General features: G+C 59.8%; 20 protein-coding genes and 2 pseudogenes. 10 read left to right on the forward strand and 12 right to left on the reverse strand.

Annotation, left to right across the window (positions count from 1 at the left end; genetic code table 11):
* The first annotated feature begins 335 nt into the window (after positions 1-335).
* The 5 genes and pseudogenes from ACYZTY_RS25010 to darG all read left to right on the forward strand — a co-directional run bounded on the left by ACYZTY_RS25010 (position 336) and on the right by darG (position 3,568).
* Positions 336-1,151, forward strand: a complete 816-nt coding sequence (locus ACYZTY_RS25010) for a restriction endonuclease (protein WP_461955900.1) — start codon at positions 336-338, stop codon at positions 1,149-1,151.
* 204 nt (positions 1,152-1,355) lie between these two features.
* Positions 1,356-1,838: pseudogene (locus ACYZTY_RS25015) on the forward strand (DarT ssDNA thymidine ADP-ribosyltransferase family protein); the annotation flags it as partial.
* Entirely contained in the window at positions 1,835-1,984 is a 150-nt protein-coding gene (locus ACYZTY_RS25020) for a DarT ssDNA thymidine ADP-ribosyltransferase family protein (RefSeq protein WP_461959426.1), read from the forward strand. The pseudogene ACYZTY_RS25015 and the gene ACYZTY_RS25020, both read left to right, overlap by 4 nt.
* The gene (gene darT / locus ACYZTY_RS25025) at positions 1,927-2,478 is read left to right on the forward strand and encodes a type II toxin-antitoxin system toxin DNA ADP-ribosyl transferase DarT (protein ID WP_461959399.1); all 552 of its coding nucleotides are present in this window, start codon (positions 1,927-1,929) and stop codon (positions 2,476-2,478) included. Before ACYZTY_RS25020 ends, darT begins: the two co-directional genes overlap by 58 nt.
* Positions 2,475-3,568 (forward strand): annotated as a pseudogene (gene darG / locus ACYZTY_RS25030) (type II toxin-antitoxin system antitoxin DNA ADP-ribosyl glycohydrolase DarG). The gene darT and the pseudogene darG overlap by 4 nt, the downstream one beginning before the upstream one ends.
* A 51-nt stretch (positions 3,569-3,619) precedes the next feature.
* Here darG and ACYZTY_RS25035 read toward each other — a convergent pair.
* The 6 genes from ACYZTY_RS25035 to ACYZTY_RS25060 are packed head-to-tail and all read right to left on the reverse strand — an operon-like array spanning position 3,620 to position 13,812.
* Positions 3,620-4,435, reverse strand: coding sequence for a YfaP family protein (locus ACYZTY_RS25035; RefSeq protein WP_461955901.1), 816 nt, complete (start codon positions 4,433-4,435; stop codon positions 3,620-3,622).
* Between the two features lie 3 nt (positions 4,436-4,438).
* On the reverse strand, positions 4,439-6,058 hold the full coding sequence (locus ACYZTY_RS25040) for a DUF2300 domain-containing protein (RefSeq protein ID WP_461955902.1): 1,620 nt from the start codon (positions 6,056-6,058) through the stop codon (positions 4,439-4,441).
* Between the two features lies 1 nt (position 6,059).
* On the reverse strand, positions 6,060-10,625 hold the full coding sequence (locus ACYZTY_RS25045; protein ID WP_461955903.1) for an alpha-2-macroglobulin family protein: 4,566 nt from the start codon (positions 10,623-10,625) through the stop codon (positions 6,060-6,062).
* Positions 10,622-11,272, reverse strand: coding sequence for a DUF1175 domain-containing protein (locus ACYZTY_RS25050; protein ID WP_461955904.1), 651 nt, complete (start codon positions 11,270-11,272; stop codon positions 10,622-10,624). The genes ACYZTY_RS25045 and ACYZTY_RS25050 overlap by 4 nt, the downstream gene beginning before the upstream one ends.
* The gene (locus tag ACYZTY_RS25055; protein WP_461955905.1) at positions 11,257-12,969 is read right to left on the reverse strand and encodes a DUF2138 domain-containing protein; all 1,713 of its coding nucleotides are present in this window, start codon (positions 12,967-12,969) and stop codon (positions 11,257-11,259) included. Before ACYZTY_RS25055 ends, ACYZTY_RS25050 begins: the two co-directional genes overlap by 16 nt.
* Before the next feature lie 51 nt (positions 12,970-13,020).
* Positions 13,021-13,812, reverse strand: a complete 792-nt coding sequence (locus ACYZTY_RS25060) for a YfaP family protein (RefSeq protein WP_461955906.1) — start codon at positions 13,810-13,812, stop codon at positions 13,021-13,023.
* Between the two features lie 277 nt (positions 13,813-14,089).
* On the opposite strand from ACYZTY_RS25060, the gene ACYZTY_RS25065 reads away from it, so the two are divergent.
* The 5 genes from ACYZTY_RS25065 to ACYZTY_RS25085 all read left to right on the forward strand — a co-directional run bounded on the left by ACYZTY_RS25065 (position 14,090) and on the right by ACYZTY_RS25085 (position 20,652).
* Positions 14,090-15,235: a Fic family protein gene (locus tag ACYZTY_RS25065; protein ID WP_461955907.1), complete on the forward strand. Its 1,146-nt coding sequence runs from the start codon at positions 14,090-14,092 to the stop codon at positions 15,233-15,235.
* A gap of 259 nt (positions 15,236-15,494) precedes the next feature.
* A complete protein-coding gene (locus tag ACYZTY_RS25070; protein WP_007894317.1) occupies positions 15,495-15,737 on the forward strand; it encodes an exodeoxyribonuclease VII small subunit in 243 nt (80 codons plus the stop codon).
* Positions 15,734-16,621 carry a (2E,6E)-farnesyl diphosphate synthase gene (gene ispA, locus ACYZTY_RS25075; RefSeq protein WP_461955908.1) on the forward strand — a complete coding sequence of 296 codons (888 nt, stop codon included), beginning with the start codon at positions 15,734-15,736 and terminating at the stop codon, positions 16,619-16,621. The genes ACYZTY_RS25070 and ispA overlap by 4 nt, the downstream gene beginning before the upstream one ends.
* A gap of 92 nt (positions 16,622-16,713) precedes the next feature.
* Positions 16,714-18,612: a 1-deoxy-D-xylulose-5-phosphate synthase gene (gene dxs, locus ACYZTY_RS25080; RefSeq protein WP_461955909.1), complete on the forward strand. Its 1,899-nt coding sequence runs from the start codon at positions 16,714-16,716 to the stop codon at positions 18,610-18,612.
* 156 nt (positions 18,613-18,768) lie between these two features.
* On the forward strand, positions 18,769-20,652 hold the full coding sequence (locus tag ACYZTY_RS25085; RefSeq protein WP_461955910.1) for a TonB-dependent receptor domain-containing protein: 1,884 nt from the start codon (positions 18,769-18,771) through the stop codon (positions 20,650-20,652).
* Between the two features lie 114 nt (positions 20,653-20,766).
* Here ACYZTY_RS25085 and ACYZTY_RS25090 read toward each other — a convergent pair whose 3' ends face one another.
* The 6 genes from ACYZTY_RS25090 to thiL form a co-directional block, all read right to left on the reverse strand.
* The gene (locus tag ACYZTY_RS25090) at positions 20,767-21,567 is read right to left on the reverse strand and encodes a cobalamin-binding protein (RefSeq protein WP_461955911.1); all 801 of its coding nucleotides are present in this window, start codon (positions 21,565-21,567) and stop codon (positions 20,767-20,769) included.
* On the reverse strand, positions 21,567-21,986 hold the full coding sequence (locus ACYZTY_RS25095) for an MFS transporter (RefSeq protein WP_461955912.1): 420 nt from the start codon (positions 21,984-21,986) through the stop codon (positions 21,567-21,569). The genes ACYZTY_RS25090 and ACYZTY_RS25095 overlap by 1 nt, the downstream gene beginning before the upstream one ends.
* A complete protein-coding gene (ribA, locus tag ACYZTY_RS25100) occupies positions 21,983-22,600 on the reverse strand; it encodes a GTP cyclohydrolase II (RefSeq protein ID WP_027924335.1) in 618 nt (205 codons plus the stop codon). The genes ACYZTY_RS25095 and ribA overlap by 4 nt, the downstream gene beginning before the upstream one ends.
* A gap of 252 nt (positions 22,601-22,852) precedes the next feature.
* Positions 22,853-23,590 (reverse strand): substrate-binding periplasmic protein, encoded by a 738-nt coding sequence (locus ACYZTY_RS25105; RefSeq protein ID WP_461955913.1) that lies wholly within the window; start codon positions 23,588-23,590, stop codon positions 22,853-22,855.
* 22 nt (positions 23,591-23,612) lie between these two features.
* Positions 23,613-24,116: a phosphatidylglycerophosphatase A family protein gene (locus ACYZTY_RS25110; RefSeq protein WP_403102722.1), complete on the reverse strand. Its 504-nt coding sequence runs from the start codon at positions 24,114-24,116 to the stop codon at positions 23,613-23,615.
* Positions 24,113-25,078: a thiamine-phosphate kinase gene (gene thiL / locus ACYZTY_RS25115; RefSeq protein WP_461955914.1), complete on the reverse strand. Its 966-nt coding sequence runs from the start codon at positions 25,076-25,078 to the stop codon at positions 24,113-24,115. Before thiL ends, ACYZTY_RS25110 begins: the two co-directional genes overlap by 4 nt.
* Positions 25,079-25,085: the final 7 nt, after the last annotated feature.

Below are 25,085 nucleotides of genomic sequence, written 5' to 3' on the forward strand. Positions count from 1 at the left end.
ACACTTTGACCCACACCCTAATCGCGGTTTCCAGCGATCAACGGCGGACACTTACGAACTGATATTAGGCTTAAAGCACTGTAAAATCTAGGCTTTGAGGAAATACGCGAAAAGCTGCGGACTAAAGAAATGCCGGCCACAAGCCGGCTTTTTAATGCCTGTCGTTTGGCTTAAAAACTTTCCAGCTCTTCCATCGAAGCGCGTGCTGCCTGCTGGTACTGGATAAAGGGCATGCTTATCAAAGCGAGTTTGTGGACAGGGAAAAAATTAAGCTCGTCTGCTGACCCCCAATGCAGGGATGACCCGCCAGGGATGCCTATGAAGCTGCAGCAAAAATGTTGCAACTGACTTTAGAGCAGCGTGAAGAACTGATAGCCAGTGGGCAGACAACCTATAAGAATAGAGCGGGATGGGCACACGACCGACTCAAGCGTGCCGGCCTTTCCAGCAGTGCCAAACGCGGGTATTGGAAATTGACTGACGCGGGCGTGGACTACGCCAAGGAACATCAAGCCCCCTTGCCGGCCGGCGCAGTGGAACATTTAGCCATTGGCTATATGAATGTGAAGCTGAAGGTTGCACCGGACGCGGCACCGCTTGATGACGAAACACCTGTTGAACCTGACGTCATCTCCGCCACTGCCAGCCCGGATGATCGACTTGAACAAGCCCTCCAGGAATTGCGCGACGCTACAGCAGCCGACCTTTTGGATAACTTGTTACAGGTCAGCCCCAATCGCTTCGAAGTGATCGTACTGGATGTGCTTCATCGCCTGGGATATGGCGCTAGTCGCAATGACTTGCAGCGTGTCGGCGGCTCAGGGGATGCGGGAATCGATGGCATCATCTCCCTTGATAAGTTAGGTCTAGAGAAGGTTTATGTCCAAGCCAAGCGCTGGCAGAACACCGTCGGCCGCCCTGAGCTGCAGGCATTCTACGGTGCACTCGCCGGGCAAAAAGCTAAGCGCGGAGTGTTCATCACAACCTCTGGTTTCACGGCGCACGGCGTCGACTTTGCTAAGTCGGTGGCTGGCATTGTGTTGGTGGATGGCACACGACTGGTGCATCTGATGATGGATCATGAAGTGGGCGTTACATCGCGACTGTTACGGTTGCCGGCGCTGGATCGCGATTACTTTGATGAGGAGTGAGCTGTAGGTCTTTCTGGTAAACAGGCCAATGCCCATATGACACTTGCGGCTTTAGATGATGGCACACTAGAATCACGACGCATGCCTTACTAAACCCCACGGAATGAGGGTTGGGGAACAGCTAGGACTGAAGCCCGTTTAGATAGATGTGTAGGTCAAGGAGACCACAATGTCGGACGTCAAAAGCATCAAGGGTCAATATCTGCCGACCTCACTGATTTCACCGACGTAGCTGACATTGAAATTCTTAATAAACGCAAAGTCTTTGAGCTTGACCGCTATGTGCCATTTCATTGGTTTGCTGCGAATCCATTTGATGGGAGCGTGCAGCTAAGCAGGCCAAAATCAAGATTCGTACTGATCTCGGTTTACAGATCATTTGCTAAACAAAACGGCTGGAAGATAATTCCTCGCCACCCTCTGGCTAGCGATGATATTCAGATATTCAATTACAACGAAGGGTTCGAAACAATCGATTGGGAGCTGATGAGCACAAGGGATTATCTGAATGCTGATTGCAAAAGCATCTGCATGGCAGAGTGCCTATCGCCCAACGTAGTCTCTCCGAAAGACTTCTTTATGATTTTCGTCCCCAATTCTGAGGTCGAGACGCTCTGCTCGGAAAAAATGCGTGACGCGGGTGTTAAGGTACGCCTCAGCGTAAATCCGGGAATGTTTCGTAAATGAACTACAGCAGTCTGAATCCAGAGAAGGCTCTGATTTGGCGGATCGTCCATCGCGATAACCTGCCGTGGATTCTGGACAATGGGCTTCATTGCGCGAACTCCAAAGTGCTGGCCCCCCAGTACGTGAATATCGGCACGTCGATTTAATCGACAAGCGCCGATCCCGCCGTGTGCCCATCGCACCAGAGGGTTTTTTGGCCGACTACGTACCCTTCTATTTCACCCCCTTCTCTGTGATGATGAAAAACATTCACTCCGGGTGGAGCGTTCAGCAGCGCAGCAACGACGAGATCGTGATTCTGGTCTCCAGCCTGTACCGCGTAGAACAGCTGGGTCTACCATTCGTCTTCACAAACGCACACGCCTACCCGGATTGGACAAACTATTACCGTGATCTGGCGAATCTCGCCCAGATCGATTGGTCTATCCTTCAACGGCGCGACTTCAAACGTGATCCTGATGACCCTCGAAAGATGGAGCGTTATCAGGCCGAAGCGCTGATTCACCATCACCTACCGATTACAGGACTCCTTGGCATCATGTGCTACACCGATGCAATGAAAGAACGCATAGAGCAGGACGTGGCAGCTAGAGGCCTGACGTTGTCTGTTCATGCGCGTCCGGGATGGTATTTCCAATGATCAGATTTACCCAAGGCAACCTTCTGGAAGCCAAAACCGAAGCCCTCGTCAATACGGTGAATACCGTAGGTGTGATGGGCAAAGGTATCGCTCTGATGTTCAAAGAGCGCTTCGCGGAGAACTACCGTCTGTATTCGGCGGCCTGCAAAGCTGGCGAGGTAGAGACTGGCAAGGTTCACGTAACGGCAGTCAACGAACTGGACGGCCCTCGCTGGATCGTAAACTTTCCTACCAAACGTCACTGGCGATCACCGTCGCAGATGGCGTGGATTACCGAAGGCTTGCACGATCTGCGTCGCTTCCTGATTGAAAACGACGTGAAGTCCGTGGCAGTTCCACCGCTAGGAGCGGGTAATGGTGGTTTGAAATGGCCAGAAGTTCGCGAACAGATTGTTGATGTCCTGAGCGATCTGGATGTCGATGTGTTGATATTCGAACCTTCCAACCAGTATCTGAATGTCGCCAAACGTAGCGGCGTGGAAAAGCTCACGCCTGCTCGTGCACTCATTGCCGAACTGGTCCGACGCTACTGGGTTTTGGGTATGGAATGCAGCCTGCTTGAGATTCAGAAGTTGGCCTGGTTCCTGGAGCGCGCTATCGAGAAGCTACCGGACACCGAAAACCCGCTGAACCTTAAGTTTGTTGCTCATAAATATGGGCCGTATGCCAATCGGTTGGAGCATCTGCTCAATAACCTGGATGGCAGCTATCTGCATTGCGACAAGCGCATCAGTGATGCGGGTATCAGTGACGTGATCTGGTTTGACCAAGAACGCAAAGCTTTTCTGCAAACCTATCTAAAAACAGAGGCCAAGGAGTATTCCCAAGCCTTGGAGCGCACAGCCGATCTGATTGACGGCTTCGAGTCGCCCTTCGGTATGGAATTGCTTGCAACGGTTGATTGGTTGCTGAACCAGGAAGGGGTATCCCCGACTGTTCCCGCTGTGCGCGAAGCGTTGAAGCGTTGAAGCGTTGGGATGGTGGCACCAGCGCTGCCGCTCGCAAGAGCAGACTGTTTGACGACTCGGCGCTTGATATTGCCCTCAAACGCCTGACATCCAGTAGCTTCAGGCCTGAAATGGCTGCCTGATAACTTCGCTGCCCACGATGATCGTCCAACGACCGTTGGACGATCACTCGCTCACGGATAACTAAACCCCTTAACCAACGTCAACTCCCCCACCGCCCGCATTGGCACCAGAAAAGTCTCCATCTTCTCATTCGGCGTCCCTTCCTCCGTAATCACCGTCACCTGCGCCGTGGTCAGCGGTTGAACCGCCTCCTCCTGCCCTTCCTCATCACTCCGATACCCGCCCCCGAAATAATTCACATACACCAAATACTGCCCCTTGATCGGCGCCGGCATAGCGAAAATCTCCGGGCCATACCCCGTAGTCACGTCGACATCCAGCGCCGCGCCATTCGGTGCAACGCGATCGCCGTACCAGATGTGCGCACCGTCGGGTGTGATGAGGTGCAGATCCAGATCCGTGCCATCGCTATCCCAGGCCAGCAGCACCCGCAACTTGGCTGGCGTAGCGCCGCCACTGGCGTTGAGAAATTGCGTCCGATGCCGTTGCTGCCCATCCGGGCTGCGAACCTCAACGCTATTGCTGCCATTGGGAAACGAGAACGGCCGATCAAAGCGCCCAGCCGGATCAATCTTCAGCGGCATGCTGACGCCGTTGACGATCAACCGTCCCGGCTCACTCGATTTGGACGCGGCTTTGATCTGACCCGTGATACGCGCCGTATTGGCCTGCCCCACCGGTGTATTCACCGATGAGGCCGGGTAGTTAACGGTCTGGCGAAAGCTTTCACCTTCACCTTCGGACGCGCCGGTGCGCCAACCACCAACGGGCGTATCAATCTTCACGCCGCTTTCAGCCGCAAAAACCGTCGGCAATACGCAAAAAATACAAAGGAACAGGAGGACCTGTGGATAACGGAGTTTCATGGCCTATTCCAGCAAGAGGTGGCGGGCGAGCCCTTCGATGTAGGTTTCATCCTGGCCGTTGGGGTGTGCTTCGAAGGCCAGGTGCAGGTATTCGTGGGTCAGGTCGAGGCGATCCTGCAGCGACAGCACACCGCGCACGTAGATGCGTTGGCGTTCGCGGTCGACATAGGGGCGGCCGAAGGCCAGGCGGCAGACGGCGAAGGTGCTGACGTCGTTGTAGCCGATCTCGCCTTCCAAACGCGAGCGCCAGCCGCGGCGTTGCTTCTGTAGCCAGTCTTGCGCGGCGGGCAGTGCTTCGCAGGAGGCGACGGGGTTGTCCCATCGGCTGAGGCTGGCGCGCGGGTAGGCGTGCAGCAGGATGGCGTCGTAGCGCTGGCCGGCATTGGCTTGTTCGACGGCGTGCTGCCAGGACAGTTTGTCCGGGCCGGGTTGGTCGGAGTGATAGGTGACGGTGCTGCCGGCGAGGACCAGGTCGCTGGTCCAGGCGGCGATGTTGCGTGATTCGGGGGTGGCCGGGCGTGGGGCGACGCGTTGTCGGCTGCTGCTGTCGTCGATGCTCAGGCAGTCGCCGTTGCGCGTGGCGTTTTGCAGCAGGTAGGTGCGGATGGCGACGGCCAGTGCTTTAGCGGCTTCAGCAGGTTCGGGGTTGGCTTCGCGTTGCAGGACGCGGGCGACGTATTCTTCGCGATCCAGGCGTGCGACCAGTTTTTCACCCACCAAAAACAGTTCGCCGTCGCTGTGGATATCGAGCTGATTGCCGTTGGCAAATTCGACGCGGTAATCGCCTTGCAAAAGCCCGGAAGCAGCAACCCGATCCCCGGTCAGAACACGCCCGATCGGATAACGCGAAAACAAACCCACTTCAACACAGCGACCCGCATCCAAAGGCCAATCCACCGGTAACACCGAAGCCAACGCAGCACCATAATGACGAAGCACCATCTGACTGGTCCCCCGTCCGCCCGCCCAGATCGGCGTGCCATCCGCCATCCATCCGGCAAATCCGCCCTGGCGCGACGACGGATCCTGATCGCCCAACCAGCTCCAGGTTTTCACCCGCAGTCGGCCACCGAGTTCGCCGACGACATTGCCGTCAGCCGCGTTGAGCACCACATCGAGCAACACCCGCCGCGCCTGTTCCTGCGCCGGCATTACGGCCAGCACCTTCAGCAATTCCGTCACCGACACCCGCGTAGAAGGCTGCAACGAAGGCAAGTTCAGCAACCACTCCGGAGCCTGCCGCGCCTGCCAATACTCCCGCCATCCAGCATCAGAAATACCCAATCGCTCAGACTCAAAGTACAAACCGCACGACTTCACCAACGCTTGATCGCGCTCAATCTTGCCGCCTGCGGTGCAGCAATAAACTTCTTCTTTCGACTGCCCGCGACACTCATACGCCAGCTCACGGGCGCCGGTGTCCACCAGCCAGCCGTACACAAATAACTTCCACAAACTGCCCAATGGCGCCTGCACATCAGCAGGCATCGGCTCGCGGGAAATCACCTGAGTCGGGCTCAACGAAATCAACTCACCCTTGAAGCCCAGTCGCAGCGGTTCCTCCTGCGCTGTTGCCAGCGCAGGAATCAAACACAGCAGCCACCAGACCAGCGGGCGAGTCATGTCAGTTGACCGTGACCTGGCCGAGGGCCGGTTTCTGTTCCTGAGCTTGGTGTTGTGGCGCGTAGACCTGAGTGAAACGCACCGGCGGCAGGTTGAACTGGCCTTTCTGCGAGAAGCGCACCAGATGACGCAGACGCAATTCGCCGCTCAAGGCATCGACAGGAATCGCATAGGCCATTTGCCCCGGCTCGAAACGGGCCTTCTCCAGCGCCGTCGGTTCGGTGCCGGCCTTACCCATCAACTTGATGCCCCACGTGGTGCGCTCGACATCAGCACCCGGCGGCAGCGGCACTTCGATCATCCCGTAGCGCAGCGGTTTCGCGGCTTTGCTGGTGATGATCACTTCGTCCAGGTACAGGCTGTCGCTGGACAACGGCTTGGTGCCGACTGCTTCCAATTTGAAGGTGAACGCTTCGTCACCCGGCACCAGACGCGACAGGCGTCGAGTGATGGTCACAGCCATTGGATCAACCGGCGGCTGCTTAGTCTGGAAACTCAGCGCGGCGCGCAACGGACGTTCCTGTGTCCCGGTCAGCGTCAACACGGCCGGCACAGGCGAGGCACCCTGCCACGTCCAATACATCTCGCCGGTAGCACCGTGTTCTTTCTTCCAGCCGTCACCTGGTGCCAGTGCAATCGTCGGCGACGCTTGCTCAATGCTGCGCTGCAACCAGGTCAGCGCCAACGCGCGTTCCAGGGTCGATTGCTGTGGCAGCAAACGTTGCAACAACGCTTGAGCGTGAGCCTGATCGAAGGGTTGCAGCGACAGATTCAAGGCTTCGGCAAACGGTTGAGAACTGACGGCCAGACGCTGTTGCGCATCCGGCAGTTGACGATTGAATGCGTCGGGCAAAACCACCTTCGACTGACGCGCAAGGGAAGCGGTCAACGCACGCGCCGCCGCCAATCCCAGCGCCGAATCCGGATCGCTCATGACAAGGCTGTCCTCGCCATCCTCCATCAGGTTCGCAGCATTGCCCTCGCCGGCTTTCGCCAGATCTTCCATCAACCCGCTGAGCAACGTGTTGACCGGCAATTGCATCTGCTTGGCGAACGACAGAATCAGCGCCCGCTGCAACAACGGGGTATTTTTCGCCTGCTTCGAATAGACCTCCAGCACCCGCTGCCAATGCTCCGGCGGCAGGCTCAGTTCCAGCGCTTTGCTGGCATGCCAGTCGGCGTAATAGGCGTAGGCAGTGAGGAAAGCATCCGGCTCGCCGTCCATGCCCCACCAAGTGAAACTCGCCGACGGCCCGGCCATTTGCACCAGGCGCAGACGGCTGTTTTGCATGATCAGGCGCAAGCGATCGCGGATCTGCGGGTTCGACGACAAGGTCGGATACGCGATGCTCAGTGGCAGCAAGCGGCTAGCGGTTTGTTCAACGCCGCCGTACGGATAGCTCAGCAAATCATCGAGCGCCGAACGGAACAGCGCTTGCGGACTGTCATCCAGACGCAGGCGAATATCGCTGGCGTCTGCCGGCAAGGTCAGCGGCGTGTCACCGCTGGCCAAGTCCAGGCTTTGGCTTTGCGTGACCTGCCAGCCTTCGCCGGTCGCAGTCAGGTGCACGGCCAGGGCATCGGCGGTTTTGCCGTCCTGCACCAGCTCGGCAGTCCACTCGCCCGAGGCCAGCGCGAACGCCGGTAGCGCGATGTAGTTGATGCCGTTGTTCAGCGTCACCGGAACACGCTGTTCGGCGCCTGCGTAATGAATCACCAGCTCAGCCTTGACCGGTTGTTCGGCCTGGCTGAACGCGAACACACCGAGGTCCGGTTTGTCGCCATTGCGGAATTTGGTCGGGCCGCTCCACTTCAGGTACAGCGGTTTTTCCGAGCGGACAAATTGCTTCTTCTGCCCGACCTGACCGTCATCGGCGATGGCCCGCGCAGTGATGCGCCAGCGGGTCAGCGAGTCCGGCATCTTGAAGGTGAAACGGATTTTGCCGTTGGCGTCGGTGATCAACTCAGGTTCCCACGCGGCGGTGTCGACGTCTTCACGACGCGGCCGCTCCAGCACTTTCACGCCCCGTTCGCTGCGGTTGGCTTTGCCAGGTGCGCCAGGGCTGCCCGGCAACGCAACGTCGTAGCTGATGAACGACAGACTGGCGCTGGTGCGCACGTTGTTGCGGCGCGGGTGGTAGAAGAACTGGTCGATGGTCGGCGCGACTTCCGGTTGCAACGCGTAGACCATTTCATCAACCACGCTGACGGTCAGGTGCGCCGGGATCGGCTTGCCGGCGAACTGGGTGGTCAGGTCGACCGACACGGTTTCGCCCGGCTGATAGGCCTCTTTATCAGTGGCGATGGCAACGTCGATCTGCGGCGCAATCACCTTGATACCAGCGTTCTGAAAGCTGTACTGACCGCCCTTGGTGTACAGCACCGAGAAGGTCAGGTTCGGCGCGAAGTCATCCTTTACCGGAATGCGCGCGCGGTATTGGGTGTCGCTGAGTTTTTCCATCTTCAGCCAGTCGCCGCCCTTGGACAGCAACGCCGTGGCCTCGACTTTGTCGCGTTCCAGCGACAGCAAGGCATCGCTGACCGGCTCGGGGAAGGTGATCAACGCCAGAGCTTCGTCACCCGCTTTGTATTCGGGTTTGTCGAGGACGATTTCCACGGTGCCCGGCACCGCTTTGACGCCGTCGCCAGTCACCGAATGGCCGGTGGCGCCGACGACTCGGCCATGGTCATCCTTCAACGTCAGGTTGTAGGTGCCCGGACGGTCGAAGGCCAAGGTGAAGCCTTTGTCCGTTGCGGCAAGTTTGCCCTCGCCCGTGCTCTGGTCTTCCAGGCGTACCCAGCTGTAGATGCCCGGCGTGACCGCTTTGCTCTCCTCGCTGCCGCCTTCGTTGGCGTAGCTGAACGCAACCTTGTCACCCACTGCACTGAAGCGCTGCGGCGCGCTCAAGCGGAAACTCGCGGCGCCACGGTCGATGAGGATTTCCTTGGTGGTCTTGACCCGATACGCCGCGCCATCGCTGGCGAACACGGTGAGCATGTAGCGGCTCGGTTTCTCGGCGGCCGGCAGGTCAAGGGTCGCATTGCCCTTGGCGTCGGTGGTCAGTTCGGTGCTGGTCAGTTCCACCGGGAATTGCCCGAGGTATTGCAGCTCGTTGTCGACCATCGACAGTTGCTGGGCGCGCAGGCTCAGGGTCAATTTGGCATCGGCCACCGGTTTGCCGTCGGGGTACAGCAGCACCAGACTGCCTTTCACCGGTTCGCCGGTGCGGTAATCCTGCTTGGCCAGGTTCAGCGAAATTTCAAAGTGCGGCTTGATGTATTCGGCCACGCGGAAGGCGCTGCTGTAGGCCTGGTCCTTGTAGCTGAAACGCAGTTCATAACCGCCGGCCACGGCGTTGTCCGGCAACTGGAAACGGCCTTGAGTGCCGGCCTTGGAATCGAGTTTCAGCGCCAGCGATTGCAGCGCGGTGCCCGTGGCATCGAGCACGGTCACGTTGACGTCTGCCGCAGTTGGCAACACCGAATCCCGCGCGCTCTTGAACTCGCGACCGACGATTTTCAGCGACACCCAATCCCCCGGCCGATACAGCGGCCGGTCAGTGAACGCATAGAGTTTGGTGTCGTAGATTTCGCTGTCGTAATAGAAGTTCTCGGAGACAAACACCCCACCCTCTTCGTCCTCGCAGATCACGAACGAACGCTCCGGGCTGACGTGCTTCAGGCGCAACAAACCATCGGTATCGGTGGCGCCGCTGCTCATCACGCCGAGGCCATCGGTCCACAGCACATTCACCTTCGGCACCGAACTGCCTTCGTGTTTGCGCGCGGCCCAGACCACCAGCTCGTCACCGGCAATCTTGCTCACGGCCACGGTGTTGGAGACGAAGACCATGGTGGTCGCGCGGTACTTGCCGATCAGCGCTTCCACCAGGTACAGGCCGGGTTTCAAATTGCCCAACGGGATGTACACGTTGCCCGGTGCGACGCTGACGAATTCGCTGGAAGAACCGGCGAGATTCACGCCTTCAGGCGGCTGGATCGGCTTGGCTTGCCACAGCGGATAACGGAACTGGCTGACCACCGGCAGGCCCGGAATCAGCGCGAATTGCGGCTGTGCGTCGTAAGGCGTCGGCGCAGCAATCGCAGTGCCCATCTTCAGCTCAGGCACTTCCTCGGTGACTTGTTTTCGCGACTCGTAGGAAAACGCCCGCTGCATCACCCGACGGGATTTGCGGTACCAGTTGTCCCACAGGTACGCGAGGGTGTTCGACAGACCTTCGCCCTTGAACTGGCCGTCGCTGACCACGCGGTGCAGGTTCTTCTGGCGCTTGAGGAAATCCAGCGGTTTGTCGATGCGATACACGCGAATGTCCGCGCCACCGTAAGGCTCCATACGGAACCGACGATAGTCGCGGCCCGGCGCTTCGAGACGCACCATCGCCTGTTCATCGCTGGCGAAACTGCTGTCGGCCAGCAGGAAAAAGCTTTCACCGGCCACCGGCGTGTAGCCGCTTGGCTCGACGGTGTCTTCGGCGTTGACCGCCGAAAATGGCAGCCCTAAGACCAACAGCAGAGGCAGAAAACGCAACATGCGGGCACCGATCATTGGGAGAGAAAGTTCAGTCGATAGACGCCGATGAAGTTGGGGTTGGCTGCGTCGGGTATCCATCGGGTGTCCTTCCATGTCATGAGTTGCTGCAGGCTCGCGGAACGCATGCCGTTGTCTGTGGGGGTGGTGGTGCCGGTGTGATAGGCGATGTAGCGGCCCATCCAGATCATCAAGTGCTGGTCATCGCCCTGATCGAAAAACATCAGGTCGCCGGGCCGGGCTTGCGCCAGATCCCGGCCGACCAGATGGCTGTTGAACTGAATCAGTTTGATCGCGTTGACGTACGGCCCGACCTTGCCGCCGCCCTGCTGCCATTGCTGGGCGAGGCCGCGTTGGGCTTCGCTCAATTGCAACTCGGGCGGCAGGTAGCGGTTGGACAGGCCATTGCTGCGCAGCCATTTGTCGTCATGGACTTTCAGTGCTTCGTTGGCAGCGAAGCGCACCAGCCCGGCGCAGTCCTGCTGATACCAGCGCGGGCTTGGGCCTTGGGTCAGTTGTTCCTGGGCGATGCGCACGAACCAGGCGCGAAACACCTGGGATTGCTGCGGATCCAGCGGCGCGGCTTCAGTGGCAAATACCCGACTGCCCAGCAACATCGCCAGCAGGCCGAGGCCTCGGATGAGTGCGGTCACAGGGCTTTCCATTCCAGCGGCAGCCACTGCCAATGGCCGTCGGGTTCACTGCCCTCGGGCAAGGTCAGGGCGTACTTGCCGTAGCCGCCGAGCTTGCGCAGTTTCGGGATCAGGTAGGTTTGCGCGGCGTTGTAAAACACCGGTTCCATGTCCTGCGGCAGGCTGTCGAGGGTTTCCTGCTGCATCAGTTGCGCCATCGCATCCGGGCCGAAATACACCGGCATCAGCAGGTCTTTCGGCACCACGTCGGCCATTGGCGGGAAGCGTTTGTCGAGGGTGCCGAGCGCCTTGTCCACGAGCTTGTCGTCGAGGGAGAACAGCAGCGTCGAACCGTGACGCGCCAAGCTGACTTTCATGAACGCCTTGCCGGTGATCGCATCCGGGTTCTCGGCGTCCTTGGCCTTGTAAGGACCGAAGTTGGAGCTGACCTGGCGCTGCCACTGATGGCTTTGGCCTTCCTGTTTCTCGACCACCGGGAACGCATGTTCTTCAACGTTGCCTTCGTAGGCACCGACCATCGAACCGAACAGGCTGCCCAAGTCACCGTCAAGTTTGGCGTTGTCATCATCGTTCAGACTGGCCACCAGCAGCGGCGTGTACAGCCGCGAATCGGCGTACCAGCACAGCCCGGCAGCACCGGCCATGTGTTCGGTCAGGGCCTGGGCCACGGTTTCTTCGGCGCCGAGCTTCACCAGCAGCGGCTTCTGCTGTTCGGCGGCCAGTGGCAGGGCCACGCAAGCACTGGCGCCCATCGGCATGGCTTGCCAGATTGGTTTGAAATCGAAGTCCGGCTGGTTTTCCAGTTCGTCCATGGCCAGGAAGCTGTGCCAGCCCTTATCGTCCATGTCGAAGCGCAGGCCGGCGAAGTTCGGGATGAAACGCTGGTAACCCATGGCCAGAACGTTGGCGTTGACCGAGAGGCGTTGTTTCACTTCCGGCGCGCGCGGTGGCAGGCCGAAGGCTTCAGGGAAGAGTTTCTGACCGCCGAGCAAAGCTTCCAGCGATTGAGTCGAAACCATCCCACGCTCATCGATCGGGCCATTACTGTTGTCGTACAGTTTCGAAGGATTGGACAACACCACCAGCTTGTCGCCATGAGAGGCAAACAGCAGCGCTTTGCTGTTGTTGTAGGTGAGCTGATACAGCGGCACCGTATCGCCGGCGACCTTGATGTCACCGAGTTGGGTCAGCTGCGAATCATCCAGCGCCACTTTCGCCAGCGGCTCCAGCACCTTGGCCAGACCACCGCGATCCATCACCAACAAAAAGTCTTTCAGGCGACCATCTGCCCCGCGCCACAACGCGACATCCGCCGGTTGATCGAAGAGTTGCTCGATCAGGCTGTCCTGCAACTTCAGGTCGTGCTCGTAAATGATCCGCCGCAGGCTGCCGATCAAGCCGAGGCGATCGGCATGGGCTTCGTAATAGAAGACGAAATCTTCAGTCAGAGTTTCCTTGAGGAACGGCACGGCCAGCAAGTCCTTGGGCAATTGGCTCAAGGAATGGGTTTCGAGCAGACCGTCCGGGCGGCTCATGCCCAGTTTGTCACTGGCCAATTCTGCCAGTGGCGCCTTGGGTTTGTGCATGAACCAGCCAAGCCCGGCCGCCACGCCAGCTACCAGGATCAGCCCGCCCAACAGCAACGGCCAGCGCCGAGAAGGTTTTGCAGCAGGTGCTTCGGCGGCTGGAGTAACAGTGTTATCGCTCATCTTCACGCTCATGTTCCCAAAGCTCGGCAATTCATCCGTGGAGCGGGATGCTTAATAGTTGAAAGTCTTGACCAGCAGCAGGTCACCGATGGCCCGCAAGGGCACGATGAAGGTCTCGCGTTTTTCGTCGACGGTGTTTTCGTTGAGTACCAGGTTGATTTGCGAGGTGATCACCTCGTTCTGGTTGCTGGTCTCATCGAAGTTATAGCCGCCGCTGCCGAAGTTGCCCCAATAGTTGACGTAAACCAGATAGGTGCCATGCATCGGCGCGGTCATGGTGAACATTTCCGGGCCGGGGCCATCGACGCCGTCCGGGTCCAGGCCACCGCCATTGCTCATCGCCGGGCGAGCCCAGAATGCATGCTGGCCATCGGGGGTAACGATGTGCAGATCGAGTTCGGCTTTCGGATCGTCCCACCCCAGCACCACGCGAATCCGTGCCGGTGTGCGCAGGTTGTTGGCTTCATAGAATTGAACGCGCTTGAGGGATTTGCCTTCGGCACTTCGCACTTCGACGCTGTTGGAGCCCGCACCGAACGCATACGGCCGGGCGAAACGCCCTTGGTCGTCGGTGTACAGGTTCAGGGGATTGCCGTTGACCGCCAGCGTGTGCGGCCCGCGTTGCGTGCCGATGGCCTTGAGCTGGCCCTCAATCATCGTGCGATTGCGCTGCACGCCCCGGTCGATGGGCGGTGTCGGATAGGCGACTTGAGGGTATTCGCTGCGGTCCAGCAGGCCGTTGTAGCGCCAGCCGCCGACGGGTTCCGACAGCTCAGCCGTCGGCTCGGCCCAGGCAGCGGTCGTGCAGACCCACACCATCAGCACTAGAAGAAATGAACGCATGTGACGCCTCCTGCCATGCATAACGAAACCTTGCGCCCGATCCTCGGCGCGTTACAGATCCAAAAACTGCGTTTCGTCAGAAAGACCCGTGACTATTGGGTCGTAGAAGGCGCGAAGGTTAGCCATTTGGCGGTTTTTTAACAATCGGATACATCTACATTTGCGGTAGGAATCACGCACATTTGAGTCCGTGAGCCGAATAGCGAGTTTATTCGGCTCACGAAATGAGCCGAATACGACTAATATTCGGCTCATTGACCTCGGAGCACCTGAATTCATGGCACCTCACTGGATCTGGCAACAGCCCGACTGGCCGAATTTCACTTGGCAAGCCGAGCGCCTGACACCGCTACTGCGCGAGTGCGTGCAGGCACAAGGTCGGCTGATGGGCATGGTCAGTTCCGTGAATAGCTCACTCAGTGCGCAGAGCGAACTGGATGCGTTATTGCAGAACATCGTGACGTCTTCGGCTATCGAGGGTGAACAGCTGAATGTTGGCTCGGTCCGCTCTTCGCTGGCGAGGCGCTTGGGTCTGGAACAGATCGATGGCGATCACGTCAGCCAGCGCAGCGAAGGACTGGCGCAGTTGATGCTCGATGCCACTCAGCACTTTGCGAAACCGCTGACATTGGAGCGACTGCTGGAATGGCACGAATGGCTGTTTCCGGATCAGGACACTCAACTCGCTGCCAGATTGATGCATGTCGGTGCATTGCGTGGCGATGAACCCATGCAGGTTGTTTCAGGGCGCCTCGACCGGCCGACCGTTCACTTCGAAGCACCGCCCCGTCGTGGCCTTGAGCAACAACTCGATACGTTCCTTGCCTGGTTTGAAGCCAGCCGGAGTCAGGAAGGGCTCGATCCATTGCTGCGGGCCGGCATTGCGCACTTCTGGTTCGTTACCTTGCACCCCTTCGACGATGGCAATGGCCGCCTGACACGCACCCTCACCGATCTGGCGCTGGCTCAAGGTGAGGCGCAAGCCATCCGTTTCTACGCCATGTCGGCGAGCATTCTTGAAGATCGTTCTGGCTATTACCGGGTACTGGAAGCCAGCCAGAAAGCGACGACGGATATTACTGATTGGCTGGAATGGTTCCTGAAGACGCTATCGCGCAGCTTGCAACAGGCCATGGTGCGGATCGAATCAGTGCTGGGCAAGGCGCGTTTCTGGCAGGCACATCAGGCGTCGGCGTTGACGGCGGAGCAGACCAAAGTACTGAATCGTTTGCTGGATGGCGGGGAACGCGGTTTCGAGAATGGCATTAGTGCCGCGCAGTATCAGGCCGTGGCGAAGGTTTCGAAGTCTACTGCGACTCGTCATTTGGCGGAGTTGCTGGAAAAGGGATATTTGAGGCGCTTGCCCGGTGGTGGGCGCAATACTCGATACCAGATCAGCTATCCCGATGCCTCCACCGATTAATCAGGATCAACGCGGTCCTGTGGCGAGGGAGCTTGCTCCCGCTCGGCTGCGCAGCAGTCGCAAATTGCTGAATGCGGTATTCCTGAAAAACCTGGGTAAACGGTTTTGGGGCCGCTGCGCGACCCAGCGGGAGCAAGCTCCCTCGCCACAAGGGTTGTTTTCAACTTGGGATCAAGGCTCAAACAACCGCCCTCATTTGCCCATAACCCCCATGTCTGCTAGTGTCGCGCCGGTTTAACGTCAACCGGAAATAGCCGCCATGGCCCGCAAAAAAGCTGCACTGGATTTCGAACAATCCCTCGCTGACCTGCAAACGCTGGTGGAGCGACTGGAGAACGGCGAATTGTCGCTGGAAGACTCGTTGACGGCTTTCGAGCAGGGCATCGGTCTGACTCGCGATTGCCAGGCGGCCCTGGCCCAGGCCGAGCAGAAGGTTCAAGTGCTGCTCGAGCGTGATGGCGAGTTGGCCGAGGAACCCTTCGACGCGGATCAGCCAGAATGATTGCAGCGTATTCGGCGACCAGCCAGGCCCGCGTCAACGCGGCGCTGGAAACCCTGTTCAACGCGCCGAGCCCCGAGCTCGCGCGGTTGTACGAAGCCATGCGCTATAGCGTGATGAATGGCGGCAAACGGGTGCGCCCGCTGCTGGCCTACGCGGCGTGCGAAGCGCTCGGCGGCAAGGCTGAGCAAGCCAACGGCGCGGCGTGTGCGGTGGAGCTGATTCACGCTTATTCCCTGGTGCACGACGATTTGCCGGCCATGGACGACGACGATCTGCGTCGCGGCCAGCCGACAACGCACAAGAAATTCGATGAAGCCTGCGCGATCCTGGCCGGTGACGGCTTGCAAAGCCTGGCGTTCAGCGCCCTGCTTGATCCGCGCCTGAGTAACTCGGACGCAGAGATCCGCCTGCAAATGGTCAGCGCTCTAGCGTTGGCGGCAGGCCCGGCCGGCATGGTCGGCGGTCAAGCCATCGACCTCGGCTCAGTCGGTCTGAAGCTCGATCAAAAAGCCCTCGAAACCATGCACCGGCACAAGACCGGCGCGCTGATCGAAGTCAGCGTCAAGCTCGGCGCCCTGGCCAGCGGCCGCGCCGAGAAGGACGAACTGAAGTCTTTACAGACCTATGCACAAGCCATCGGCCTCGCATTTCAGGTGCAGGACGACATTCTCGACGTTGAAAGCGATACCGAAACCCTCGGCAAACGCCAGGGCGCCGACATCGCTCGCGACAAGCCGACCTACCCGGCCCTGCTCGGCCTCGACGCGGCCAAGGCTTACGCCCTGGAACTGCGCGATCAGGCCCTGCACGCGCTGCGACCGTTTGACGCGGCCGCCGAGCCGTTGCGCGATCTGGCCCGCTACATCGTCGAACGGCGCAGCTGACGGCGTATCCGCCAAGTTAAAACCAACGCGTGGGCAGGGGGCGATGCATCAGGTAAACTGCCGCATCTTTTATACCTATAACGATTCGCCTGATGCCCACGACGTTTCATGAGATTCCCCGCAAGCGCCCGACCACGCCCCTGCTCGACCGTGCCAACACGCCGGACGGCCTGCGCCGGTTAGGCGAAGCCGAGCTGGAAACCCTGGCCGATGAGTTGCGCCTGGAATTGCTCTATACGGTCGGACAGACCGGCGGGCACTTCGGTGCCGGCTTGGGCGTCATCGAGCTGACCATCGCGTTGCATTACGTCTTCGACACCCCGGACGACCGGCTGGTGTGGGACGTGGGTCATCAGGCCTATCCGCACAAAATCCTCACCGGCCGTCGCGAGCGCATGGGCACCCTGCGCCAGAAGGACGGCGTCGCAGCCTTTCCGCGTCGTTCCGAGAGCGAGTACGACACCTTCGGCGTCGGCCACTCCAGCACCTCGATCAGCGCAGCGCTGGGCATGGCGATTGCCGCCCGCCTGCAAAACAGTGATCGCAAGGCGATTGCGGTGATCGGCGACGGTGCTCTGACCGCCGGCATGGCCTTCGAGGCGCTGAACCATGCGCCGGAAGTCAACGCCAACATGCTGGTGATCCTCAACGACAACGACATGTCGATCTCGCGCAACGTCGGCGGGCTGTCGAATTATCTGGCGAAGATCCTTTCCAGCCGCACTTACGCGAGCATGCGTGAAGGCAGCAAAAAGGTCCTGTCGCGCCTGCCCGGCGCCTGGGAAATCGCCCGTCGCACCGAAGAATACGCAAAAGGCATGCTGGTTCCCGGCACGCTGTTCGAAGAGCTGGGCTGGAACTACATCGGCCCGATCGATGGCCACGACCTGCCGACCCTGATCGCCACCCTGCGCAACATGCGCGATCTCAAAGGCCCGCAGTTCCTGCACGTCGTCACCAAAAAAGGCAAAGGCTTCGCCCCGGCGGAAGTCGACCCGATCGGTTACCACGCCATCACCAAACTCGAACCCGTCGATGCTCCGGCCGCTGCGCCGAAGAAATCCGGTGGGCCGAAGTATTCCGGCGTATTTGGCGAATGGCTGTGCGACATGGCCGCGTCCGATCCGCGTTTGGTGGGCATTACCCCGGCGATGAAAGAAGGCTCCGACCTGGTGGCGTTCAGCGAGCGTTTCCCGCTGCGCTACTTCGACGTGGCGATTGCCGAGCAACACGCCGTAACTTTCGCCGCCGGCATGGCCTGCGAAGGCGCGAAACCTGTTGTGGCGATTTATTCGACGTTCCTGCAACGCGGTTACGACCAACTGATTCATGACGTCGCGGTGCAAAACCTCGACGTGCTGTTCGCCATCGACCGCGCAGGCCTCGTGGGCGAAGACGGCCCGACGCATGCGGGCAGCTTCGACTTGTCTTTCCTGCGTTGCATCCCCGGCATGCTGGTGATGACCCCGAGCGACGAAAACGAACTGCGCAAGATGCTCACCACCGGTCACTTGTTCAACGGGCCGGCGGCGGTGCGTTACCCGCGTGGATCCGGCCCGAACGCAACGATCGAGAAAGACCTGCAACCGATCGAAATCGGCAAAGGTGTGGTCCGTCGCCAGGGCAGCAAAGTCGCCCTGCTGGTATTCGGCGTGCAACTGGCCGAGGCGCTGAAAGTCGCCGATAAGCTGGATGCGACCGTGGTCGACATGCGTTTCGTCAAACCGCTGGATGAGGAACTGGTTCGCGAAATCGCTGGCAGCCACGAATTGCTGGTGACCATCGAAGAAAACGCGATCATGGGCGGCGCCGGTGGCGCGGTCAGCGAATTCCTCGCGCGTGAAAACATCCTCAAATCGATTCTGCACCTGGGCTTGCCGGACAGTTATGTCGAGCATGCGAAGCCTGCGCAAATGCTGGCCGAGTGTGGGCTGGATGAAGCAGGGATCGAAGCTTCGGTACGTGAACGCCTGACACTGCTAAATATTTAAACGCATCACCCTGTGGGAGCGAGCCTGCTCGCGATAGCGGCCTGACAGTCGACATATTCGTTGACTGACAAACCGTCATCGCGAGCAGGCTCGCTCCCACAGTGGTTTCTGTGCCTTTCAAAATTTGTGTTCGCTTTAAGCACCAACGGACTGCCGATGAAACTCTCCCCTCTCGCCCTGACGCTGACCCTGCTGCCGGCCGGCCAACTCCTGGCTGAAACCTTCGAACGCGATCAAGCCCTGAAACTCCCCGAAGTGCTGATCAGCGCCAACCGTCAGGTCGAAGCGCGTAACGACAGCAGCGCCGCCAACACCGTGTTCACCCGCGAAGACATCGACCGCCTGCAACCGAACAGCGTCACAGACCTGCTGAGTCGGGTGCCAGGTGTGCAGGTCGGGCAAACCGGTGGACGCGGCAGCCTGCCGGGAATTTACATTCGCGGGACCAAGTCGGCGCAGAGTCTGGTGCTGGTGAACGGTCAACGCATCGGCAACTCGACCTCCGGCGACAGCAACCTGCAACACATCAACATCGAACAGGTCGAGCGCGTGGAAGTGCTGCGCGGCTCCCGTTCGGTGATTTACGGCAGTGATGCAATTGGCGGGGTGATTCAGATTTTCACCCGGCGTGGCGGCGAACAAGGCCTGCAACCGCGTCTGCACGTCGGCTTCGGCAGCAACCAGACCTGGGAGCGCAGCCTCGGATTATCCGGCGGTGATGACAAAACCCGCTTCAATCTCGGCGCCAGCCTCGATGAAACCGCCGGCATCAATCGCACCCGCGAGTCGTATCCCAGCGATGGCGATCACGATGAGTACCGCAATAAATCGGTGAGTCTGAGCCTGAGCCACGCCCTCACCGATGACATCGAAATCGGCGCCAACGTGCTGGATAACCGTGGCAAAAGCGAGTTCGACAATCCGTTCGGGCGCTTCGACACGACCACCTTCGAATCGCTCCAGCAGCAGCCTTACAGCGACTTTTCCGTGAGCAGCATCAGCAGCTATGTCGATGCCCGGGTCAACGATACCTGGAAAACCCGCGTCGAATTCGGTCACAGCGAAAACCGCGAGAAGACCCTGGACAAGCTCAGCGATGAACGCAGCGTGTTCAACACGTACCGTGATTCGGTGAACTGGCAGAACGACCTGACGCTGAATGAGCGCAACAGCCTGATTCTCGGCGGCGACTGGTACGAAGACCGGATCAACAGCAGCACCCCGTTCGACGAAGACAGCCGCTGGAACCGCGCAGCGTTTATCCAGCATCGCTATCAGGCGGACAGCTTCTCCACGGAACTGGGTTTGCGCCGGGACCAGAACCAGCAGTTCGGTGGCCAGAACAGCTGGAGCGGCACCTTCACGCTGCCGCTGAACCCGGACAACGACGTACTGCTGACCTACAGCGAAGGCTTTCGCGCACCGACCTTCAATGACTTGTACTACCCGGACTTCAGCAATCCGGACCTGAAGCCTGAAACCTCGAAAAGCTACGAGCTGCAATGGCGCAGCCAGTTGACCGAGACCAGTCGCCTCGAAGCTTCGCTGTATCGCACCGACCTTGAAGACGCGATTATTTTCGGCAGCCATTCACGGCCACAGAACGTTGCATCGGCGCGGATCAACGGTTTCGAAGCGGCATTGAAACAGGAACTGTTCGGCTGGCAGAGCAACCTGGGCATGGCGATTATCGACCCAAGGGATCGCGACAGCGGCCACACCCTGGCGCGTCGGGCGCGACGGACCTTGAGCCTGGATCTCGATCGACAGTTCGATCGGCTCGGGCTCGGCGCCAGCTGGCAAGCGGTGAGCAGCAGCTATGACGATGAGAACAATCAGCAGCCTTTAGGCGGGTATGCGTTGCTGGGGTTGCGTAGCAGCTGGGAATTGAATCGTGAGATCAAACTTGAGCTGAAGGTCGATAACTTGCTGGACAAGGGGTACAGCCGGGCGTTGTACAGCCATGACGGCAGTCAGTATGGGTATCGCGAGGAAGGTAGGGCGTGGATGTTTGGGGTGACCTGGACGCCGGAGCTCTGACCCACAATCGTTCCCACGCTCCGCGTGGGAATGCATCCCGTGGCGCTCTGCGTCACATCCAAAGCGGACGCGGAGCGTCCAATGGCGGAATTCCCACGCGGAGCGTGGGAACGATCAGCGTGAAGACGTTATAAGCTGGCACAGCTTGGCCGTCGCCTCGATCATCTGCCCACTCGGCCGCTCCAGCCCCTTATCCGTCACCAACAACAGCCGCCCCTGCACCACCGCCGCCACCTGCGGCCACGCTTTCCACGCATCCAGCTGCGCCTGATCACTGGCCAGAATCACCTCGGGATTACGCTGCAATACCGCCTCCACGCTGACCTGCGGCGCCGGCAATGTCAGGTCGGCGAACACATTACGCGCCCCGCACACTTCCAGCGCATCACTGATGATCTGCCCGCCGCCAACGGTGTACAGCGGTCGATCCCATACTTGATAAAACACCCGCAACGGTTCATCCCGGCGATAACGCTGGCGCAGCACATCCAGTCGTTGGCGTAATTGCGCGGCCAATGCAACGCCACGCTCAGGCCGACCTAGCTGCTTGGCAATCGCTTCGATCTGCGCGGTCAGTTGTTCGAGGTTGTGAGGTTCGGCGACATAGGTGGGGATGCTCAATCGCTTGAGCTGCTCGCGCTGGGCCGGGCCAACGCTGCCAGGCCAGAGCAGCAACAAATCGGGCTTGAGGCTGAGCAACCGCTCCATGTCCAACTGGCCGTAGCGGCCAACTGAAGGAAGACCTTTGAGTTCGGCAGGACGCTCACCGGCGTCCAGCACACCGACCAAAAGGTCTGCCGAACCCAGCTCGACAACGATTTCTGAGAGAGAAGGCGCGAGGCTGACAACCCGTTCAACGGAAAAAGCCGAGCCGCCGATGGCCAGCAGCAACACCGCCAGCCAGAGGCGAAACATCAGCCGAGCTGACGCGGGATACGGTAGAGGTAAAACAGCACCGTGGTCGACAGCGCCAACAGTACCAACGGCACCGCTTCGAGGCCGACGAACACTGCCAACGCACCGATCCACGCCGGCAAGCCAGCGACCAGCAACGCCGTGCGGCGTTTGGCAGCCAGGGTGATCCAGGCAGCGGGTTCCTCAGGGGTGTCGAGGGCTTTTTGGGTGGCAATCAATGCGTGTTTGTAGCCACCAAAAAACTTCAGGCTGACAAACATCGAGGCGACACCGGCGATGAACAATGGCATCGCCAGCACTGGCAAAATCGCCTCGCCCTGGCCGAACAAGCCATTGATCACGAACAGCGGCAGCAAGGCCAAAGCCAGGTATTGCCACCAACTGAAGGACAATCGCCGCCGTACTTGACCGCGCGTCACGCCCGGTCTGCCTCGCCCTGATGCTCGTTGCCCATCATGTGGTCGAGCTTGCTGGCCTTGGTGGCCAGGTAGAGTTTGTTGTGCGGGTTATGGCCGGTGTGCAGCGGCACGCGCTCGGCGACCACGATGCCCATGTCGGTCAAGGCTTTGACCTTGCGCGGATTGTTGGTCATCAGCCGCAGGGATTTCACGCCCAGGTGTTCCAGCATCGGCAGGCACATGGCGTAGTCACGCTGGTCGGCGGCAAAGCCCAGACGTTCGTTGGCTTCAACGGTGTCGGCACCGCCATCCTGCAATTCATAGGCGCGGATCTTGTTCAGCAGGCCAATGCCACGGCCTTCCTGACGCAGGTAGAGCAACACGCCACGGCCTTCACGGGCGATGGCCTGCAAGGCGGCCTCGAGTTGCGAGCCGCAGTCGCAACGCTGGCTGAACAAGGCATCGCCCGTCAGGCATTCGGAGTGCAACCGGCCGAGTACCGGGGCACCGTCGGCGAACTCACCCAGGCTCAGCACTACGTGCTCGCGTCCGTTTTCTTCATCGAGAAAGCCGTGCATGGTGAATTGCGCAAAAGGCGTTGGCAGCTTGGAAGCGGCGACAAAAACGACAGGCACCGGTGTGCTCCTGATCAATAAGTACTGGAGATTCGCAGAGGCGGCATTGTAACAGCAGGTTCCTGCAGACGCTTAGGCTGAATTATGGGGCATAACGATCAAAAAGTTAGATCTCAGGCCGCCACAGCCCTCTGTAGGAGTGAGCCTGCTCGCGATAGCGGTCTACCAGTCGACATCGATGGCGACAGACAGCCCGCTATCGCGAGCAGGCTCACTCCTACAGGGGATCGGTGTCAGCCCCACCGTTAATGTTCAGTTCGGGTCAAACGGATACGGTTGTTTCCAGCGTTCGAAGATGGGTTTCAACCGCCCGCTTTTCACCAGCAACTCCATGCGCTGGTCGAACAGCGCCATCAACGTGCGGGCCTTGGGCGTATCGGCAAAGCATAGGTACAACGGTAACTCCGCAATATGAGTGCGACGAAACTGCGAAGGATCCTTGGCCCACTTGAGGACATAGTCGACTTCGGTCAGCGCGTCGATGTAGTAGTCGGCGCGGTTGCGGGTCAGCATCGACAAAATGCCGGTGCGCCGAACAACTTCGTTGTAGCGACGCACGTTGGGCAGGTAATCCTGATAGTCGTAGCCGCGGACCCAGGCCAGTCGATAGTTGCCCAGCGTCTGCGGAGTCGGCGCCGGATTGCTCGCCAGCCCCAGGGCATAGATGTGATCGGTATCGAAATTCCAGCGCGGATAAAGCAGATCGCTGGTCTCGTCGCGGTAAGAGCCAACACAGGCGTCCACTTCGCGACGCTGAGCCAACCCTACGGAGCGCGTGTAAGGCTCGGTTCGAATGTCCAGTTTGACGCCGGCAGGCTCGAACACTTCCCGCAGCACGTCCCACCCCAGGCCATGACCGTCAGCGGAGGTGTAGTCTTCCCAGTCTTCGCTGGCCAGGTAAATCACGGACGGCGTCGGCGTGGGATCGCCCGCTTGGGCGAACGGGCAAAGCATGGCGAACACCATCACAGCCAACCAGCGTCGAGCCATCCCTAGTCCCCTGTTTCGCCCGTCAGGCGAAAATCCATACCAGCCCTTGCATCGCCAACCACGCAAACACGCCTGCCAACACGTCGTCGAGCATGATCCCGACGCCACCGTGCACATGCCGGTCGATCCAGTGGATCGGCCAAGGCTTGAGAATGTCGAAGAAGCGGAACACCAGGAACCCCGCCAGCAACCAGTACCACCCTTCCGGCACCAGCCACAGGGTGATCCACATCCCGACCATTTCGTCCCAGACGATGCCTTCGTGGTCGTGTACCCGCAAATCGTCGGCGACCTTGCCGCACAGCCAGAAGCCGAACAGCATGGTGACGCCAAGCATCAGCCAGTAACCCCAGTCGGGCAGCATCTGCCACAACGGGATGAAGGGTAGCGCAACTAACGAACCCCAGGTGCCCGGTGCTTTTGGCAAGGTGCCCGAGCCGAAGCCGAACGCCAGGAAATGCCATGGATTGCGCCAGACCGAAGGCGGTACGAATTCCGCCGGGACCTGTTTGGGATGATCTGTCACGGTGTCTCCCGAAAATGTTGATAGCCCCGGGTTTGCGGGGTGATGTCTTGCCCAACGGCATCCAGCAGCGTCACGCCCTGCCCCGCCTCTACTCTGCCGACCACGTGGATCGGCCAACCGTCGTCCAGCAACGCAGGCAACTCGACGGACGGTAGGGTGAAGGCCAGCACGTAATCGTCTCCGCCGCTCAGCGCTGCCTCTTCGGCGGCCGATTGACCGAGGAAGGCCACTAAAGCGTTCGACAGCGGCAACCTGTCACGTTCAAGCCGTATGCCGACCTTCGACGCCAGGGCGATATGCCCGCAGTCAGCGAGCAGGCCGTCGGAGATATCCAGCGCCGAGGTGGCTTTGCCACGCAGCGCCTGACCCAACGCCAGTTGCGGCTGCGGCGACCAGTAATGGGCCAGCAATGGATCGGCGATGGCGGCTTCAGCCGTCCGCTGCCCCAGCACCAGAGGCAAGGCACCCGCCGCATTGCCCAACTCACCACCCACGCAGAGCAGATCGCCGGGCTGCGCACCGCTGCGGGTCAACGCCTTGCCCGCCGGCACACGACCAAACACGGTCATGGTCAGGCTCAGCGGCCCCCGCGTGGTATCACCGCCCACCAGCGCCACACCACAGCGTTGCGCCATGAGGTTCAAACCACGGGCGTAGGCATCCAGCCAATCGGTGGTCACCGTCGGCAAGGTCAGGGCAAGGGTAAAGGCAACGGGGGTGGCGCCCATGGCAGCCAGATCGCTGACGGCCACAGCCAGCGAACGCTGACCGAGCAGAAACGGGTCGCAAGGATCTGCGAAGTGCACGCCGGCAACCAGCGTGTCGGTGGAAATCGCCAACTGTTCCCCAGAGGGAACAGCCAGCAAGGCGCAATCGTCGCCGATCCCGAGGGCAACGCCTTCGCCGCCTTGCGCACAAGGCGCGGCGGCGAAGAAGTTGCGGATCAGCTCAAACTCGCCCATTTGGCAT

The sequence above is a fragment of the Pseudomonas sp. LB1P83 genome (genome assembly GCF_054897885.1).